The organism is Stenotrophomonas sp. YJH_SMC_6 (assembly GCF_059371335.1).
Genome location: NZ_JCAFUM010000001.1, coordinates 204,549 through 219,915 on the forward strand (window position 1 = coordinate 204,549; position 15,367 = coordinate 219,915).

General features: G+C 67.4%; 18 protein-coding genes. 11 read left to right on the top strand and 7 right to left on the bottom strand.

Annotation, left to right across the window (positions count from 1 at the left end; all coding sequences use genetic code 11):
* Positions 1-157 precede the first annotated feature (157 nt).
* Positions 158-589, top strand: a complete 432-nt coding sequence (locus AC5P9N_RS01020) for a pyridoxamine 5'-phosphate oxidase family protein (RefSeq protein WP_005412573.1) — start codon at positions 158-160, stop codon at positions 587-589.
* Between the two features lie 38 nt (positions 590-627).
* On the opposite strand, the gene AC5P9N_RS01025 is transcribed toward AC5P9N_RS01020, so the two are convergent.
* Together AC5P9N_RS01025 and AC5P9N_RS01030 are read right to left on the bottom strand one after the other, a co-directional pair.
* Positions 628-2,022 carry a DUF2867 domain-containing protein gene (locus AC5P9N_RS01025; protein ID WP_099484992.1) on the bottom strand — a complete coding sequence of 465 codons (1,395 nt, stop codon included), beginning with the start codon at positions 2,020-2,022 and terminating at the stop codon, positions 628-630.
* Positions 2,023-2,046: 24 nt separating this feature from the next.
* Positions 2,047-2,358, bottom strand: a complete 312-nt coding sequence (locus AC5P9N_RS01030; RefSeq protein ID WP_005408491.1) for an ArsR/SmtB family transcription factor — start codon at positions 2,356-2,358, stop codon at positions 2,047-2,049.
* Positions 2,359-2,487: 129 nt separating this feature from the next.
* Here AC5P9N_RS01030 and AC5P9N_RS01035 point away from each other — a divergent pair, with 129 nt between their 5' ends.
* From AC5P9N_RS01035 to AC5P9N_RS01055, 5 genes are all read left to right on the top strand, one after another.
* Positions 2,488-3,069, top strand: coding sequence for an NMCC_0638 family (lipo)protein (locus tag AC5P9N_RS01035; protein ID WP_495223801.1), 582 nt, complete (start codon positions 2,488-2,490; stop codon positions 3,067-3,069).
* Between the two features lie 185 nt (positions 3,070-3,254).
* On the top strand, positions 3,255-3,722 hold the full coding sequence (locus AC5P9N_RS01040; RefSeq protein WP_005412578.1) for a DUF2975 domain-containing protein: 468 nt from the start codon (positions 3,255-3,257) through the stop codon (positions 3,720-3,722).
* Positions 3,722-3,946, top strand: a complete 225-nt coding sequence (locus AC5P9N_RS01045; protein WP_005408494.1) for a helix-turn-helix domain-containing protein — start codon at positions 3,722-3,724, stop codon at positions 3,944-3,946. Before AC5P9N_RS01040 ends, AC5P9N_RS01045 begins: the two co-directional genes overlap by 1 nt.
* 43 nt (positions 3,947-3,989) lie before the next feature.
* Positions 3,990-5,528, top strand: coding sequence for a TerC family protein (locus tag AC5P9N_RS01050; RefSeq protein ID WP_099484993.1), 1,539 nt, complete (start codon positions 3,990-3,992; stop codon positions 5,526-5,528).
* A gap of 134 nt (positions 5,529-5,662) precedes the next feature.
* Positions 5,663-6,799 carry a metallophosphoesterase gene (locus AC5P9N_RS01055; protein ID WP_099484994.1) on the top strand — a complete coding sequence of 379 codons (1,137 nt, stop codon included), beginning with the start codon at positions 5,663-5,665 and terminating at the stop codon, positions 6,797-6,799.
* 53 nt (positions 6,800-6,852) lie between these two features.
* Here the strand turns inward: AC5P9N_RS01055 and AC5P9N_RS01060 are convergent, their stop codons facing one another.
* The 5 genes from AC5P9N_RS01060 to AC5P9N_RS01080 form a co-directional block, all read right to left on the bottom strand.
* On the bottom strand, positions 6,853-7,491 hold the full coding sequence (locus AC5P9N_RS01060) for a ferric reductase-like transmembrane domain-containing protein (protein ID WP_012479414.1): 639 nt from the start codon (positions 7,489-7,491) through the stop codon (positions 6,853-6,855).
* Positions 7,492-7,542: 51 nt separating this feature from the next.
* Entirely contained in the window at positions 7,543-8,277 is a 735-nt protein-coding gene (locus AC5P9N_RS01065) for an HvfC family RiPP maturation protein (protein ID WP_099484995.1), read from the bottom strand.
* Positions 8,270-9,115, bottom strand: coding sequence for an HvfB family MNIO-type RiPP peptide maturase (locus AC5P9N_RS01070; protein WP_076738858.1), 846 nt, complete (start codon positions 9,113-9,115; stop codon positions 8,270-8,272). The genes AC5P9N_RS01065 and AC5P9N_RS01070 overlap by 8 nt, the downstream gene beginning before the upstream one ends.
* 56 nt (positions 9,116-9,171) lie before the next feature.
* Entirely contained in the window at positions 9,172-9,648 is a 477-nt protein-coding gene (locus AC5P9N_RS01075) for an HvfA family oxazolone/thioamide-modified RiPP metallophore (RefSeq protein WP_062606695.1), read from the bottom strand.
* Between the two features lie 95 nt (positions 9,649-9,743).
* The gene (locus AC5P9N_RS01080) at positions 9,744-10,388 is read right to left on the bottom strand and encodes an HvfX family Cu-binding RiPP maturation protein (protein WP_062606696.1); all 645 of its coding nucleotides are present in this window, start codon (positions 10,386-10,388) and stop codon (positions 9,744-9,746) included.
* A 342-nt stretch (positions 10,389-10,730) separates the two neighbouring features.
* On the opposite strand from AC5P9N_RS01080, the gene AC5P9N_RS01085 reads away from it, so the two are divergent.
* The 5 genes from AC5P9N_RS01085 (at position 10,731) to AC5P9N_RS01105 (ending at position 15,321) form a co-directional block, all read left to right on the top strand.
* Positions 10,731-11,525 carry an alpha/beta fold hydrolase gene (locus AC5P9N_RS01085; protein WP_062606698.1) on the top strand — a complete coding sequence of 265 codons (795 nt, stop codon included), beginning with the start codon at positions 10,731-10,733 and terminating at the stop codon, positions 11,523-11,525.
* A gap of 3 nt (positions 11,526-11,528) precedes the next feature.
* Positions 11,529-12,074, top strand: a complete 546-nt coding sequence (locus tag AC5P9N_RS01090; RefSeq protein WP_049460064.1) for a redoxin domain-containing protein — start codon at positions 11,529-11,531, stop codon at positions 12,072-12,074.
* A gap of 57 nt (positions 12,075-12,131) precedes the next feature.
* Positions 12,132-12,872, top strand: a complete 741-nt coding sequence (locus tag AC5P9N_RS01095; RefSeq protein WP_005408504.1) for a response regulator — start codon at positions 12,132-12,134, stop codon at positions 12,870-12,872.
* On the top strand, positions 12,869-14,182 hold the full coding sequence (locus AC5P9N_RS01100; protein ID WP_062606700.1) for a sensor histidine kinase: 1,314 nt from the start codon (positions 12,869-12,871) through the stop codon (positions 14,180-14,182). The genes AC5P9N_RS01095 and AC5P9N_RS01100 overlap by 4 nt, the downstream gene beginning before the upstream one ends.
* Positions 14,183-14,307: 125 nt before the next feature.
* On the top strand, positions 14,308-15,321 hold the full coding sequence (locus AC5P9N_RS01105; protein WP_043034146.1) for a hypothetical protein: 1,014 nt from the start codon (positions 14,308-14,310) through the stop codon (positions 15,319-15,321).
* The last annotated feature ends 46 nt before the right edge of the window (positions 15,322-15,367 follow it).

Consider the following 15,367-nt stretch of genomic DNA (forward strand, 5'->3'; position numbering starts at 1 on the left):
TCCATCCGCTGTTAACGCGGGTGTGGTGGTGAGGAATGCGTCACACACGTGCCATGCGCCCTATCGCGTTTTCTGTGAAGAGGTCGCAACTGCCCATCCACGCTTCGGTCACCGCTCTGCGCAGACGCTGGGATTCCATCCGACGAGGGACGACGACATGACCCAGCTCACCCTGCCTGAACTGTCCAGGAAAATGGCCGGCATCGATTTCACGATGCTGCAGACCCACGCCGGCGGAGAGATTGCCGGTCGTCCGATGAGCAACAACGGCGACGTGGACTATGACGGTGACAGCTGGTTCTTCACCACCGAAGACACCGACATGGTGCGCGAGATTGAAGCTGACCCCGCCGTCGCGTTGGGTTTTTCCGGCAGCAAGTCGCTGCTGGGCAAGCCACCGTTGTTCGTGCACGTGCAGGGAAGGGCAGCGCTGGTGCGCGACCGGGCCACGATGAGCCAGCACTGGGTGAAGGACCTGGAGCGATGGTTCGAACAGGGCGTGGATACACCGGGACTGGTGCTGATTCACGTGCGCGCCAGCCGCATCCACTACTGGGATGGCGAGGACGAGGGCGAAATCGTGATCTGAGCGTAACCGTGCAGCGCCCGGCGCATCGCGTTCCAGGGTCAGCAGTGCGCAGGATGTGCTGCCGGATCCCCAACATTGGCCAGCTCCGGTGCCAAGGCGTGTTCCACCGCACGCCGCAGCAGTGCCGGCGCGACATAGTGCCGGTGCCCGGCGTCGATCAGTGCCATGTACATGCTGCCGAACGCATTGAGGGTCTGCACGCGAGAGCCCAGGCTGATCTCGACATGTCCATCGCTACGCCGCTGCACGCGCACGCTGCTGCGGAAACGCAGGTGCCGATCGTCGGCGCCGAGCAGGACTTCGGCGTCGCTGTCCTGCGTATCGATGTGCGAATCCAGCACCGGAAATCGACCAGCGAACAACCGGCTGCGATCGGTGGACAGCAGTGACGACACCGGGCATCCCAGCGGCGACGTACGCAACCGCAACGGCGCCACCAGTCGGTTTCGCAGCGCCATCAGATGGCCTACGCCGCTGGGCGGATTGCGCAGGAAGCCGTCCAGTACATCGGCCAGCAGTGCCGACGCGGAACGGTGGACCACCTGCGAGGGTTCCAGGCACAGGGTGGTCAGGTCCTGGTAGTGGCTGTGCGGCAGCACTGTGGGCAGCAGGCCTTCGGTGGCGGCGGGCCGCGAACGGATGGGATAGGCCGGTGTGGCACGTTCGACGAACCCGCGCAGCGGCCGCATGGGGATGCGGCGCAGCGGGCCGAGCAGGGCACGGGTACGCGCGCACAGGTGTGCGCACAGGCTGGGAGGCGCCGCCTGCAGCGAAAGTTGTAACAGCGGTGCCGCCGCAAGCGAAGTGCCCGAAGGCCAGTGCGATTCCGGAAGCACCTCGGTCAGGCTGGGGATATCGGCGGCATTGCGTTGCACCTGTGCACGCGCATGCTCGCTCATCGCGCCGGCCAGTTCATTGCTGTGGCAGGACAACGCGAACAGCGCGGGATGTGCAGGATGGTTCGACGCGAACTGGTGCCAGGTGCCGCCGCCGAAGCGCACGGTAAACAGGCAGTCCGGTGGGATGCGGATGCGCCGAAGCGTGCGCGCGAAGGCACCGGGATCTGCCGCCAGCTGCGTGTCGGAGGCGGTGGCGAAACGCAGCTCGGATCCCGCGCTGCCGGCGATGGCGGTGAACATGCGCGGGCCTGCATGGCGATGAAACGGGTGGCCACCGGCACCGACGGTGAAGCTGTACAGCGAGGAGGCATCCCCGTGCTGCAGGTGCATGCCACCCAGTCGCGCCGAAGGTTCATCCAACGCATCGATGAACGCCGGGTGGTGGCGCTGACGCTGGCCGGCGTCACTCACCAGCGCGTCACCGGCACCGATGCCGAGCTGCGCGATCAGGGTGACTTCGGTCGGACTGCCGCCGTCCTGTGCCGGAAGCTGCACTGCTGGAAACGAACGGCGATCGCGGGTCGAACCAGGCATCGTCATGCTCCTTGGCGGGGCGGATCAGCGGGCGGGGGCCTTGCGACGGGCGCGGGCTTCACGCTTGAGCGGGCCGCCTACCGGGCAGACTTCGGCCGCCCACGAGAACAACGTGTTGGCCAAACGGTCGGGTACCTGCCTGAAGTACACGAACTGGCCGCGTTTTTCGCGTTCGATCAGTCCGGCTTCCTCGAGGATGCGCAGGTGGCTGGACAACGCCGGCTTGCTGAAGTCGAAGCGCTCGGCCAGCTCGCCCGCGCTGAGTTCGCCGGCGCTGAGATAGGCCAGGATCTGCCGGCGGGCGGTGGAGGCAAGGGCTTCGAAGATGCGGTCCATGGCGAGCTAATTAACTAATTCATTAACTGATACTCCTCCCGCCGGTGGCGGCTGTCAAGCCATGACCCATTGCGCGGCACGCCCGGGCTTTGCCATCCTCCCTGCTGTTTTCCGTAGCGTGGAATCCCGATGCGTCCTGCGTTCTGGCTGGCTTTGGCCCTGCTGCCCACCCTGGCGGCGGCGCAACCCGCGCGCACGCCCAAAGCCAAGGCTCCGGCGCAGGATCCCTTCAGCGAGTTGTTCGATACCGCCTGCATGCAGCACATCGGGGCCCCGGCGCGGTTGCAGTCGCTGATGGAATCCAACGGGCTGTCACCGCTGCAGCCTGCCGAAGCTGCAACGTTGCTGCAGGGGCAATCGGGTGTGGCCTGGATGGTGCCCCTGGCCAGTGGCCGTTATGCGGTGAGCTGGGCTGACGATGGCACGTGCACGGTCTACGCCGAGAAGGCCGACGCGGCGGTCGTGCAGAAGGGATTCGCCCGGTTGGTGCAGGCCGCGCCGATGCCGTTGCAGGTGCGCTCGCTGCCGGGACGTGGGCCGCTGTCGGCCGATCAGGTGGCCATCCAGTACGGCTGGGCCACCCCGGGGCAGGGCAAGCTGCAGGTGCGCTTCCGCCTGGTCACGCGGCAGGCCGCCGATGCCGGCGTGCAGGCGACGGCCTCTGCGACGCCGGGTGAGGCAATGCTGGAGCGGGGCGCGCCCGGGCCCTGACAGGAGCCACGCCTGCGGTTCAGCCTTTCACGCAGCGTGTGATATATCGTTTATCGATAAATCCATCCCGGGGGCGGCGCGTCCACCCCAACACCGGAGGCCGCTTGACCGCTCGTCCCGCCCGCGCCAGACCCGCGCGAGGCCTGTTTGCCCTGGCCCAGGCCGCCGTACAGGCCGTCCGGGCGATGTGCTGGCTGGGCATCCTGGCCGCACTGCTGGCGGTGCCGCTGGTCGCCCACGACCGCCGCTGGCTGCTCGACAGCGTGCATGACGCCGAGGCCGCTGCCGCGCACGGCAATGATCTGTTCCTGCACTTCTGCCTGGGCCTGGGCGCGATCATCGCGCTGCTGGTGCTGTGCCTGCTGTTCCTGCGCCATCTGCTGAGGCTGCTGAAGTCGGCGGCGCGCGAGCGGCCGTTCACCCACGCCAATGCACGGCGCCTGCAGCGCATGGCCTGGCTGATGCTGGCAATGGAACTGCTGTCGATCCTGATCGGTGCCTATTCGGCCTGGATGGGCCCGGATTTCACCTGGATGGAGGTCGGCGGTGGCATGTCGATCACTGGCCTGGTGGCCGTGCTGATGCTGTTCGTGCTGGCGCGCGTCTTCGCCGTGGGCGCAGCGATGCGCGACGACCTCGACGGTGTCATCTGATGGCGATCGTCATCACCCTGGACCGCATGCTGCAGGAACGCGGCATGACCCTGTCCGAGCTGGCCGGGCGCATCGACATCACCCTGGCCAATCTGTCGATCCTGAAGACCGGCAAGGCGCGCGCCATCCGCTTTTCCACCCTTGATGCGATCTGCCGCGAGCTGCAGTGCACGCCCGGCGACCTGCTCGGGCACGACCCGGCGCAGGCACAGGACGCTGACTGAGCGGTCGCTCTTTTCCCTTACCTACTGACGAAACGGACCTGAAATGGAATGGTTGGCTGACCCCTCGATCTGGATGGGCCTTGCAACCCTGGTCGTGCTGGAGATCGTTCTCGGCATCGACAACCTGGTGTTCATCGCGATCCTTGCCGACAAGCTACCGCCGCACCAGCGTGACCGCGCGCGGGTAATCGGCCTGGCGCTGGCCTTGCTGATGCGGCTGGTGCTGCTGGCGGCGTTGGCGTGGATCATGAAACTGACCGAGCCGCTGCTGACGCTGTTCGACCACAGCTTCTCCGGGCGTGACCTGATCCTGTTGGGCGGTGGCCTGTTCCTGCTGTTCAAGGGCACCATGGAGCTGCACGAACGGCTGGAAGGCCGCGAACACCACGAGGATGGCAAGAAGGTCTACGCCAGCTTCGCAATGGTGGTGGCACAGATCGTGGTGCTCGACGCGGTGTTCTCGCTGGACTCGGTGATCACCGCGGTGGGCATGGTCGACAACCTGGGCGTGATGTATGCCGCCGTGACCATCGCGATGGCGCTGATGCTGTTGGCCAGCAGGCCGCTGACGCGCTTCGTCAACAAGCATCCTACGGTGGTGGTGCTGTGCCTGGGCTTCCTGCTGATGATCGGTTTCAGCCTGGTGGCCGAGGGCCTGGGCTACAAGATTCCGAAGGGGTACCTGTACGCGGCGATTGCCTTCTCGATCCTGGTCGAGGCGTTCAACCAGTGGGTGCGTTTCAACCGTGAGCGCAACGAGCGCCGCCAGCCGTTCCGCCAGCGCACCGCCGACGCCGTGCTGCGCATGCTGGGCGCGCGCCCGGCCAATGGCCACGACGACGAAAGCGCGGACGAACACGTCGATGCCGAAGAGCGCCTGCAGCCGGCGGAGCACGAGATGATCCGCAGCGTGCTGGGGCTGGCCGATCGCCCGGTGTCGAGCGTGATGACGGTGCGTGCCGACGTGCAGTGGATCGACCTGGCCCGTGGGCAGGAGGATGTGGTGGCACGCCTGGTGGCGTCGCCGCACACCCGCCTGCTGGTGGGTGATGGCGACCTGGACAGCCTGCGTGGCGTGGTGCAGAGCCGCGACATGCTGGCCGACCTGCTGCAGGGCAGGCCGCTGCAGCTGGAAGGCAACCTGCGCGAGCCGCAGTACGTGCTGTCCAGTGCCAGCGCGCTGCAGGCGCTGGAACTGATCCGCCAGCACCCGGTGCCGTTGGCGGTGGCGGTGGACGAGTACGGCAGCGTGGAAGGCCTGGTGACCGCCAACGACCTGCTGGCGGCCATTGCCGGTGACCTGGCCGATACCCAGGACGCGCGCTATGGCGTGGTCGCGCAGGGCGAGGACCAGTGGGAGGCCGATGGTGCGCTGACTCTGGACGACCTGCAGCGGCTGGCCGGCGTATCGCTGCCGCGCAGTGCCGACTACATGACCATCTCCGGCCTGGTGCTGGAGCGTCTGGGGCGCCTGCCGGACATCGGTGACGCGGTGGAGATTGCGGATGTTCGCATCACCGTACTGGCGATGGAGAAGCGTCGCATCGCCCGCCTGCGGGTGGAGCGCCTGGGGCATCCGTAGCGTCGAGCCATGCGCGATCGGGGTTCTGTAGCGTCGAGCCATGCTCGACGGCTTCCTGAGCAGCCGAGCATGGGCCCGGCTCTACACAACACGACCCGCAGCCGTCACCATGGCGGGCCCGCTTTCTGTCATGGATGGTTGCAGTGCTGAGTACGATCGGTTTGTTGATGGGCCTGTATGTGGCCTGGCGCCTGTTCTGGCCACTGCGCATGCCCATCTGGATGAAGGTCGTGCTGTCGTTGCTGCTGGTGGGCGTGGCCGTGCAGCTGCGCATCGTCGCCACCTTCTGGGGCACGATGGCCTCGCCGGAGATCCCGAAGCTGGCCATCGCCGTTCTGGCCACCGGCTCCACGGCGGTACTGCTGCTGGCCTTGATGATGCTGGTACTGGATGCCGGCCTGCTGCTTTCGCGCCTGCTGCGTTGGCCGCGCATCGTATCGGCCCTGCGCGCCTCGAAGCTGCGGCCGTTGGCCGGCCTGCTGGCGCTGCTTGTGAGTGGCTATGGCATCAGCCAGGGCATGGCCGTGCCCCAGCCTCGGCAGATCGACGTGGCGATCAAGGATCTGCCTGCTGCGTTCGACGGCTATCGCGTGCTGCAGCTGACCGACATCCACGCCAGCCGCTTGCTGACTGGCGACTGGGTGCGCAGGGTTGTGGACAAGAGCAACGCACTGACACCGGACCTGATCGTGATCACTGGCGATCTGATCGACGGCAGTGTCGAGGCCCGCCGTGACGACGCGCGCCCGCTCGCGGACCTGCGGGCGCCGGACGGCGTCGTCGCCATCACCGGCAACCACGAGTACTACGCGCAGTACCAGGCGTGGATGCAGGCGTTCCGCGCGCTGCACATGCAGGTGCTGGAGAACAGCCATCTGCAGGTACGCCGTGATGACGCGGCGCTGACCATCGCCGGCGTCACCGATCCGGTGGCGGCACGCTATGGCCTGCCGCTGCCGGATCTGGAAACCGCGCTGGCCGGCGCCGATCCCTCTGCACCGGTGATCCTGCTCGATCACCGCCCGCGCAATGCGCGTGAAGCTGCCGCGCGCGGTGTGAAGCTGCAATTGTCCGGGCATACCCACGGCGGGCAGATCTTTGGTATGGACCAGCTGGTGAAACGAGCCAACGGCGGCTATGTCTCCGGCCGCTACGACGTGGACGGGATGACACTGTACGTGAGCAACGGTGCGGGCCTCTGGGCAGGTTTCCCGGCGCGCATCGGTGTGCCGTCGGAGATCACCCTGATCACGCTGCGCCGCGCGCCTTGACCTTAGGGGGTCAGATCCCTTTCCCTGCGGCAAAGGCATCTGACCCCGGCCCGTCAGGCCGCCCGCAGCGGCGGCCGCACATGCGCACTTCGGCGCAGCGCCTGCGCCCGCTTGGCAATCCAGCGCACCACGAAGGCGGTGAACAGCAGCGCCGACGGCACCGCATACCAGAAGTTGCCCGGAACGCGCTTGAAGTACGAGTAGGTAAACACCGCCGCGATGATCCACATGCCGGTGACGTGCAGGCGACGCCAGGCGGTCGGTCCCATGCGCCTGGCGAGCCCCCGGTGCGAGGTGATGGCCAGCGCCAGGATGGCAATGTAGCCCACCGTGCCCGGGAGGTTGGCCAGCGCGGATCGTGCTGGCCAGAACGCCGGGTTGAGGACGCCGAAACTGGTGATCGCGACTGCATGCAACAGGTGCGAGAACGCGAAGGACAGGCCGATGATGCGCCGTTCGCGCAGCAGGAAGCGGGTGAACGGGCCGGGCAGAAGGCTGGCGAACGACGATGCCGTGAACGCTGCCAGGAACAGCAGGAACGATGTGCGGGCAGTGACCCGGATCGCGGCTCGGCTGCCTTCGGCTGCATCGGGATACGGGGCGAAGGCCGCCAGCGCGAAGGCGATCAGGACCACCGCTACGGCCACGAACAGGCGCCAGCCATGCAGGAAGGACGTGTTGGAAGGAGCCATGATGAGACCTCGAAGTAGGGGGACGGTAGTGCCGGCCGCTGGCCGGCAACCTCAGAAAGCAGGCAATGCAACCAGCACGCCCGCCGCGCACAGCTCGCCCAGAACAGGCACGCAGGCCATGCGCAATGCGTCCGCTGCCACGCCATGTGTTTCGGACAGCAGCTGCAGTGCTTCATCCACCGACGCGCTGTCGTCACCGAACACCGACAGCAGCGCGTAGGCCAGCGGTGACAGTTCCTCGGTCTGCAGGCTGAAATCGGCGAGGCGCTGGATCACCAGCAGCGTGGGAGCCGTGCTCAACACCGGCTCCAGCGCCCCGTCCTCATGTACTGGCCACTGGTAGCCAAGCACCCGCACCAATGGCGAAACCGCCAGCACATCATTGCCTGCGGGAGCGCGCTGCAGCGGCCGCCCGCCGTCACGCGCTTCAATGTGCAGCGACTGCTGCGTGCTCTCGTAGTGCGCCAGTTCCGCTGCCCAGCCCGGCAGCGCCAGCGTGTCCTGCACCGCCAGCCAGGCCGCGAACTCGCCCGCGATCCGTGGGAACAACGGCGTGCGGCAGGCGTGCCTCGCGTAGTAGTGCTCGACGGTGTTGCGCCAGCAGGCATCGCCCAGCTGCGACTTCAGCCGCGGCAGGCTGCCCGCCAACAGGCTGTCCAAGCTGTCGATGCACAGGCGGCAGTAGACCGCCATCCGCCGCGCCTCGATGCCATCGGGTGCGGTCTTTGCAGGGGCGCGCACATGATCGGCCCAGCGCCGTTGCAGGGTAGCCAGCGACTCAGCCATGGGCCACCTCGGGCCAACGTGCCTCGGCCTGCGCCTGGCGGATCTGCCCGACCTCGGCCAGCAATTCGGCAAGCGGGGGGAAGTTGAAGTCGCGTTCGAGCAGCGTGGGGCGCACGCCCACCCGCGCATAGGCCTCGCGCAACAGTGCCCAGACCACGCCTTTCACCGGCGCACCATGGGTATCGATCTTGAAGCCATCGTCTTCATCGAAGTGGCCCGCTACGTGCAGCGAGGCGACGCGGTGGGCCGGCACGCGGGCCAGGAATTCGAAGGCGTCGTAGCCGTTGTTGCAGGCGTTGACGAAAACGTTGTTGACGTCCAGAAGCAGGTCGCAGTCGGCTTCGGCGAGCACGGCGTTGATGAAGTCGATCTCGCTCATGTCCGCGCCGGCAACGGCGTAGTAGGAGATGTTCTCCACGGCGATGCGTCGGCCCAGCATGTCCTGCACCTGGGCGATGCGACCGGCGACATGGTGAACGGCCTCGGCGGTGAACGGCAGCGGCAGCAGGTCGTAGACATGGCCGCCGGCGGCGCAGTAGCTCAGGTGTTCGCTGTACAGCTGCACCTGGTGCAGGTCGAGGAAGGCACGGGTCTGTGCCAGCAGGGTGCGGTCCAGCGGATCAGGACCTCCCAGCGACAGCGACAGGCCGTGGCAGGTCAGGGGATGGCGCTCGCTGAGCTGGCGCAGCGCGGCGCCGTGTGCACCGCCGACGCCGATCCAGTTGTCAGGGGAGACTTCGAGGAAGTCGATGGCACCGGCCGGCATTGCCAGCAGTTCGTCGATCAGCCCACGGCGCAGGCCAAGACCGGCGGCATGGGCGGGCAGGGGCAGGGACATGGTGGATGCTCCAGGGAGAGGGCGCCGCCTTGAAGGCGGCGCCGGGTGAACGTCGATCAATCGGCAACGCGGGAGAACAGGCCCTTCGGCATCGGCTTGCCGTTGGCGGTGTAGACGCTGCGCAGGTAGTCGTGCGCTTCCTGCTCGCTGATGTAACCGTCGTGGTCGGTGTCGATGCGGTCGAACTCGGCGGCGCGCTTGGCGGCCACAGCGTTGAACTCGGCACGCGAGACCTTGCCGTCGTGGTCGCGGTCAGTGCGGGCAAACGAGGCGTCGCCGCACTTGCCTTCGCCACACTGGCCCTCGGCCACCTTGGCCTTGCCGGCGGGCTTGCCGGTGGTGGCCTTGTTGGCCCCGCACTTGCCTTCACCGCACTTGCCTTCGGCGGTGGCGCTCATGGCCACCGCGCTGATCGCCAGCGGTTGGATCGCGGCGGCCTGGCCGGCCAGCAGCAGGCCACCGGCCAGGGCAATGCCGATGGCACCGATGCGCGGCAGGCGGGAGGAGGGGGTGTTCCTGGTCGAGATGGACATGGTGATGACTCCTTGGGAAAGCACGCGGGGCGTGCGGGATGGACGCCGCCGAGGAGGCGACGGAAAGCGAAAGGCGCGGGAACAGGGGATTCAGCTCAGGCGGCGTGGCGACGGCGCAGCAGATAGCCCAGCAGCAGCACGCCGCCGAGCAGGGCACCGCCGAAGCCGATGCCGGGCAGCAGCGCGGCAACCGGCAGCAGCAGGGCGATCAGGCTGACGCCCCAGCCCAGGCCGTCATTGCCGACAGCGGCATGCTGTGAGCCGGCCAACAGCCGGTCCACGCTGAGCGCGCCACCGCCGTTGAGGATCAGCGGCAGCAGCATGGCCAGGAACAGCAGCGGCAGCTTGAAGTTGCCGTAGCCCTGGTCGGTGATCGCATAGCCCTGCCAGAGCTCACCCAGGCCGTTCCATTGGTCGGGCCAGTGCACGGTGGCGATGGCAACGATGGTGAGGACCCAGAAGACGTAGGCCACCGAGCGCGTGGCCAGGCCGAGCAGCAGCATCACCGCGCCCACCAGTTCCAGCCAGGTCGCCAGCTGCCAGTTCAGCGACGCGGGCAGGGCGGAGAACGGGAACGGGAAGCGGCCTTCCAGGTCGGCGAACCAGTTCTGGCCGCCCAGCTTCTCGCGGCCGGATTCAAAGAACTCCCAGGCCAGCAGGGTGCGCAGCGCCAATGGCGAGAGCCAGCGGCCGACGGCGTCCAAGCGGGGGGTATACACGGAAGAGGCGGTGCTGATCATGGTGGTGTCCTGCGGGCCAGTGGTCGATGGAGGCCATTCCAGGCGGCGCAGGTATCGGCAACGTGTGCCGTTGCCCGGGGTTTTGTCAGCGACTGTGGTCGCGGCCGGGGTTTCGTACAGTCAGATACAAAGACGATGCGTTGACGCACATCGGGGCGTTGCGCGCCCGCGTGCGGGGAGCGATATTCACCCGAAAGCGCCCAGCCAGGACCGGCGCGCGAATGTATCCCACTGTAGAAACCCGCCTGCGCCCTACAGTCCGGTACAACTCCGCGCAGCGGAGAAACAGCGGTGATACACCGGCAGGCGGAAATGGCCACTCCCAACACCGGAGTGCCACCCATGATCCGTACCTCGTTGCTTGCCGCTGCTCTCGCCCTTGCCGGCGCAGCCGCCCCCGCCTTCGCCAGCCAGGTCGATACCGCTGCACCGCCCACCGTCATCCTGGTGCACGGCGCCTTCGCCGATGGCTCCAGCTGGAGCAAGGTCATCAGTACCCTGCATGACTGGAAGCTGCCGGCGGTGGCCGTACAGAATCCGCTCACCTCGTTGGCCGACGACGTCGCCGCCACCCGTCGTGCGATTGCCGCTGCGCCTGGCAAGGTGGTGCTGGTCGGCCACAGCTGGGGTGGCACGGTCATCACCGAAGCGGGCAATGACCCGAAGGTGCAGGCGCTGGTGTACGTGGCGGCGTTCGCACCGGATGCAGGGCAATCTTCGGCGCAACAGGGCGAAGGTTTCCCGGTCGGTCCGGGTCTGGCCCGACTGCAGGAAAGGGACGGCTACCTGACCTTGCCGGCTGATGCCATCGCCCAGGACTTCGCGCCGGACGTGATGAAAAAATCGGCCGCACTGCTGTACAGCACGCAGGTCCCGTTGAAGGCCAGCGCGCTGGGCGAAGTAGTGAACATTGCGGCGTGGCGCAGCAAGCCGAGCTGGTACGTGCTCAGCCGTGACGATCGCATGCTGTCGCCGCAGCTGCAGGCCGCCACCGCAAAGCGCATTGGCGCGCAGCTGCAATCGATCGGCAGCAGCCATGTGTCGCTGCTTTCGCATCCGGCGCAGGTGGCCGACAGCATCCTGGAAGCGGCGGGGGTGAAGCCGGCGGAACTGCCGCTGGCCGAGCAGGGGGGCTGAGCGATGGCCGCACTGCGAGGGTACGCATTGCCGCTGTTGCTGGCCCTGCTGGGCGGAGCGGCGTTGTTGCTGGCATGGCCCGGCGCGGATGCCGGCGCGCAACCGCTCGATGCAGAACCGATGGCGGGGTTCGACGGTGGCGGGCCCTGGCACAACAGCCCACCGCTCACACTGAAGCAGTTGCGGGGGCAGGTGGTGCTGGTCGAGTTCTGGACCTACACCTGCCGCAACTGCCTCAACGTGGCGCCGCATGTCCACCAGTGGCATGCACGCTACGCGTCGCAGGGCCTGAGGGTGATCGGCGTGCATACGCCGGAGTTCGCCTATGAAGGGTTGCCCGGCAACGTGCGCAAGGCCATCGCACGGTTGGACATCACCTGGCCGGTGGTGCAGGACAACCAGTACCGGATCTGGAACGCCTGGCGCAACCGCTTCTGGCCCGCGCTGTACCTGCTCGACCGTCAGGGGCGGGTGGTCTACCGCCATTACGGCGAGGGCGACTACGCACGTACCGAAAGCGAGATCCAGCGCCTGCTGGCCAACCCCTGAGCCGCGCTACCATGGCCGCGCAGCGCGGCCCTGACCTCCGTCTTCATCGAGAACGCAATGAACCACGTACCGCATATTCTGGTCGTCGACGATGACAGCGAGATCCGCCAGATGCTGGCCGATTACCTGCAGCGCAACGGCCTGCGCGTGAGCCAGGCCGACGGTGGCCGGGCCATGCGCGCGCTGATGGATACCCATGCCGTGGATCTGGTGGTGCTGGACGTGATGATGCCGGGCGAGGACGGCCTGAGCCTGTGCCGCAACCTGCGCGCCGGCAAGCATCGTGCGGTGCCGGTGGTGCTGCTGACCGCCCGCGACGACGAGACCGACCGCATCATCGGCCTGGAAATGGGCGCTGATGACTATGTGACCAAGCCCTTCTCTTCGCGCGAACTGCTGGCACGCATCAATGCGGTGATCCGCCGCACGCAGATGCTGCCGCCAAATCTGCAGGTGAGCGAAGCAGGTCGCCAGCTGGCCTTCGGCGAGTGGCGCCTGGACACCACCGCACGCCATCTGCTGGATGCGCAGGACACCGCGCATCCGCTCAGTGGCGCCGAGTTCCGCCTGTTGCGCGTGTTCCTCGATCACGCCAATCGGGTGCTTAGCCGTGACCAGCTGCTCAGCCTCACCCAGGGCCGCGATGCCGAACTGTTCGACCGCTCGATCGATCTGCTGGTCAGCCGCGTGCGGCAGCGCCTGGGTGACGACGCACGCGAGCCGACCTACATCAAGACCGTGCGCAGCGAAGGCTATGTGTTCAGCGTGCCGGTGCAGTTGCTGGGGCCGGACGAATGAACACCACCGCACACCGCCCACGCTGGCCGCGCACGCTGTCGGCGCGGCTGCTGCTGGTGCTGCTGGGCGGACTGACCCTGGCCCACGCACTGTCCTTCGGCCTGCTGTTCTTCGAACGCTACCAGTCCACCCGCAGCATGATGCTGCGCAACCTGGACGAAGACGTGGCCGTGAGTGTCGCGCTGCTGGAACACCTGCCCGCAGGCCAGCGCGCAGCCTGGGTGCCGCGGCTGGAGCGGCGCACCTACCGTTACCTGTTGCGCCCGGTCGCCGCAGGACCCGGGCTGCAGACCGATCGTGCACGCCAGGTCACGGCGATCATCGACGACAGCCTGCAGCACCGCTATCCGTTGCAGGCACGCCAGGTGGCTCGCCTGCCGGAGCGGTTCGAGGTGGAACTGCGCCTGCACGACGGCACCCCCTTGACCATCGAAGTCACCCCGTCGGGCCTGCCGCTGGCGCGCTGGCTGCCCGCCGTGTTGCTGGTGCAGCTGGCGCTGCTACTGGTGTGCGCGTGGCTGGCGGTGCGCCTGGCCATGCGCCCGCTGCAGCAGCTGTCGCATGCGGTGGAGCATCTGCAGCCGGGCAAGGACGGGCCCGAACTGCCTGAAGATGGCCCGGCGGAAGTGGGCGGCGCGGCGGCTGCGCTCAACGCACTGCAGGCACGCATTCGTGGCCATGTCAGTGAGCGCCTGCAGATCCTGGCCGCGATCTCGCATGACCTGCAGACCCCCATCACGCGCATGAAGCTTCGGGTGGAGACCCTGCCTGAAGACAGCATCCAGCAGCGGTTGCTGGACGACCTCGACCACCTGGGTCAACTGGTGCGTGAGGGCGTGGCCTATGCGCGCAGCAGCCACGTCGCCAGTGGCGCGCCGGTGTCGATGGACCTGGGCGCGTTCCTGGCCAGTGTGGTCGGCGATTACGAGGACATGGGCAAGCCGGTCAGTGGCGGCGCGCCCGCTGGACTGGTCGTGCAGACCTGGCCGCAGCCGCTGCGCCGGGTGGTCGGCAATCTGGTCGACAACGCGTTGCGTTACGCGGGTGCCGCCGAGGTCGAGGCGGGCCGTGATGACGCCGGCAGAGTGTGGATCAGCATTTCCGACCGTGGCCCTGGCATTCCCGAGGGCCAGCTGCAGGCAGTGCTGGCGCCGTTCCATCGGCTGGAAAGCTCGCGCAACCGCGATACAGGCGGCACTGGCCTGGGCCTGGCCATCGCGGTGCAGCTGGCACAGTCGCTGGGCGGCTCGCTGAGGTTGCACAACCGCGAGGGCGGCGGCCTGCGGGCGGAACTGCAGCTGCCGGGGTAACGGGCGGGGTCGGATCCCTTTGCGGGAGCGAAGGGCGCTGACCCCGATGTGGGATCTGCGACGTTCCTGCACGGCCTCGGGATCGGCGATCATCTGCAGGGAGTGTCGAAACCAGGAAACACGCAATGCAGGGAACGCAGCATTCAATCCGGCGCCCGCGCCACGTCGCGCTGCTGGTCGGTCTACTCGCGCTGGCGGCCTGCCAGCGCACAACGGATGCGCCGACCGGGGCACCCGCAGCGGGCGCACCACTTGCCGCCCCGGCCACCGCAACAGACCTCTCTCCGCTGCTCGATGCCCTGCCGACCTGCGCGCTGGACGGCTGGTACATCGATCAGCAGACCAGGCGCCCGGCCCATCCCTGGTTGGCGACGAACGCGCCGAAGCCCTGCAAGGAGGACGGGGAGAACGAGATCGCCACGTTCTGCGTGCAGGGGCAATGGAAGGGGCTGCCGGTGGAGGAGGTGATCCTGCCGACGATGACCTTCGTCTCGTTCCGTGGCGCGAAGATCGGCCTGCCGCTGGAGAAGGCACGTCCCATCGTCCGCCAGCGCTTCGGGCAGGAATTCCCGGGTGGCGCGGCGTACGAGGCAGGCCGTGAGCCGAAGCTGCTGGCCGATCCCGAGGATGCGCAGCGCTCATGGCTGCTGTGCAGCACGCCGGAACCGGGAGACGATCTGGGCAGCCAGGCAGGCGTCAGCTACTCGGGCATGAACCTGCCCTACGACCACGACGGTTGCAGCTACCGCTACAGCCCGGTCGACTTCTGCGATGCGCGGCACCGCGGAGCCATCGAAGATGCCCTCCAGCATCAGAAACCCAATTTCAACAAGCACTACCTGCTGGTGCAGGTCGATGATCGACCCGAGTACTTCCAGCGCACGCTGGTGCTGGTCGATACCCGCACGGGCAGGGCGACGCCACTGCCGTTCGATGCCTTCACCGGCCCGGCGGGGAAGGGCGGAGAGGCCACCGGCTACGGGACACTGGAGACGAGCGTGGACCAGCAGCAGTTCTGCCTCGATGGTGCGCTGCTGGTCTACCGCGTGTTCGAGGAAGGCCGCTTCTGCTTCGGCTTTGACGGTGAGCGCTTCACCGGCCATGAAACCCAGTACATGCAGGCAGCGGACAGCCGATGACCGGTATTTCACCCCGTCCATGCCACGCTGCGCGGAACCTGCGCAA

Coding starts and splice junctions, on each gene's coding strand:
- AC5P9N_RS01045 (WP_005408494.1), top strand. CDS start 3,722: ATGGCGATCGTCATCACCCTGGACCGCATGCTGCAGGAACGCGGCATG.
- AC5P9N_RS01095 (WP_005408504.1), top strand. CDS start 12,132: ATGAACCACGTACCGCATATTCTGGTCGTCGACGATGACAGCGAGATC.
- AC5P9N_RS01040 (WP_005412578.1), top strand. CDS start 3,255: ATGTGCTGGCTGGGCATCCTGGCCGCACTGCTGGCGGTGCCGCTGGTC.
- AC5P9N_RS01100 (WP_062606700.1), top strand. CDS start 12,869: ATGAACACCACCGCACACCGCCCACGCTGGCCGCGCACGCTGTCGGCG.
- AC5P9N_RS01090 (WP_049460064.1), top strand. CDS start 11,529: ATGGCCGCACTGCGAGGGTACGCATTGCCGCTGTTGCTGGCCCTGCTG.
- AC5P9N_RS01030 (WP_005408491.1), bottom strand. CDS start 2,358: ATGGACCGCATCTTCGAAGCCCTTGCCTCCACCGCCCGCCGGCAGATC.
- AC5P9N_RS01075 (WP_062606695.1), bottom strand. CDS start 9,648: ATGTCCATCTCGACCAGGAACACCCCCTCCTCCCGCCTGCCGCGCATC.
- AC5P9N_RS01080 (WP_062606696.1), bottom strand. CDS start 10,388: ATGATCAGCACCGCCTCTTCCGTGTATACCCCCCGCTTGGACGCCGTC.
- AC5P9N_RS01020 (WP_005412573.1), top strand. CDS start 158: ATGACCCAGCTCACCCTGCCTGAACTGTCCAGGAAAATGGCCGGCATC.
- AC5P9N_RS01105 (WP_043034146.1), top strand. CDS start 14,308: ATGCAGGGAACGCAGCATTCAATCCGGCGCCCGCGCCACGTCGCGCTG.
- AC5P9N_RS01070 (WP_076738858.1), bottom strand. CDS start 9,115: ATGTCCCTGCCCCTGCCCGCCCATGCCGCCGGTCTTGGCCTGCGCCGT.
- AC5P9N_RS01050 (WP_099484993.1), top strand. CDS start 3,990: ATGGAATGGTTGGCTGACCCCTCGATCTGGATGGGCCTTGCAACCCTG.
- AC5P9N_RS01065 (WP_099484995.1), bottom strand. CDS start 8,277: ATGGCTGAGTCGCTGGCTACCCTGCAACGGCGCTGGGCCGATCATGTG.
- AC5P9N_RS01085 (WP_062606698.1), top strand. CDS start 10,731: ATGATCCGTACCTCGTTGCTTGCCGCTGCTCTCGCCCTTGCCGGCGCA.
- AC5P9N_RS01060 (WP_012479414.1), bottom strand. CDS start 7,491: ATGGCTCCTTCCAACACGTCCTTCCTGCATGGCTGGCGCCTGTTCGTG.
- AC5P9N_RS01025 (WP_099484992.1), bottom strand. CDS start 2,022: ATGCCTGGTTCGACCCGCGATCGCCGTTCGTTTCCAGCAGTGCAGCTT.
- AC5P9N_RS01055 (WP_099484994.1), top strand. CDS start 5,663: ATGGTTGCAGTGCTGAGTACGATCGGTTTGTTGATGGGCCTGTATGTG.
- AC5P9N_RS01035 (WP_495223801.1), top strand. CDS start 2,488: ATGCGTCCTGCGTTCTGGCTGGCTTTGGCCCTGCTGCCCACCCTGGCG.